This is a genomic window from Bacillus cereus group sp. BfR-BA-01383, from assembly GCF_022663495.1.
Lineage (GTDB): Bacteria > Bacillota > Bacilli > Bacillales > Bacillaceae_G > Bacillus_A > Bacillus_A cereus_AU.
Genome location: NZ_JAKUFP010000111.1, coordinates 1 through 414, shown reverse-complemented (window position 1 = coordinate 414; position 414 = coordinate 1). Strand labels below are relative to the sequence as shown.

Sequence of the window (414 nt, the reverse complement as noted above, 5' to 3'; positions counted from 1 at the left end):
GGAATATCGGGAAGACAGGATTTGAACCTGCGACCCCCTGGTCCCAAACCAGGTGCTCTACCAAGCTGAGCCACTTCCCGTTAATAAAAGCGCGCCCGAGAGGAGTCGAACCCCTAACCTCTTGATCCGTAGTCAAACGCTCTATCCAATTGAGCTACGGGCGCATATGGTGCCGAGGGCGGGGGTCGAACCCGCACGGTGGTCACCCACCGCAGGATTTTAAGTCCTGTGCGTCTGCCTGTTCCGCCACCCCGGCATGTCATATTGAAAATTGGAGCGGAAGACGGGATTCGAACCCGCGACCCCAACCTTGGCAAGGTTGTATTCTACCACTGAACTACTTCCGCAAGACATGTATGAGTTATTTTATTAAAAGTGCGGGTGAAGGGAGTCGAACCCCCACGCCAAAGGCGC

4 tRNA genes are annotated in these 414 nt (G+C 55.1%); all 4 read right to left on the bottom strand.

The annotated features are described in order from the left end of the window. Nucleotides 1-6: 6 nt before the first annotated feature. The 4 genes from MR065_RS27170 to MR065_RS27155 all read right to left on the bottom strand — a co-directional run bounded on the left by MR065_RS27170 (nucleotide 7) and on the right by MR065_RS27155 (nucleotide 347). Nucleotides 7-80: transfer RNA gene (locus MR065_RS27170), tRNA-Pro, on the bottom strand. 10 nt (nucleotides 81-90) lie between these two features. Next, nucleotides 91-164, bottom strand: a tRNA-Arg gene (locus MR065_RS27165). 3 nt (nucleotides 165-167) lie between these two features. Beyond that, nucleotides 168-256 (bottom strand) — tRNA-Leu (locus tag MR065_RS27160). Between the two features lie 16 nt (nucleotides 257-272). Continuing rightward, nucleotides 273-347, bottom strand: a tRNA-Gly gene (locus MR065_RS27155). Nucleotides 348-414 lie beyond the last annotated feature (67 nt).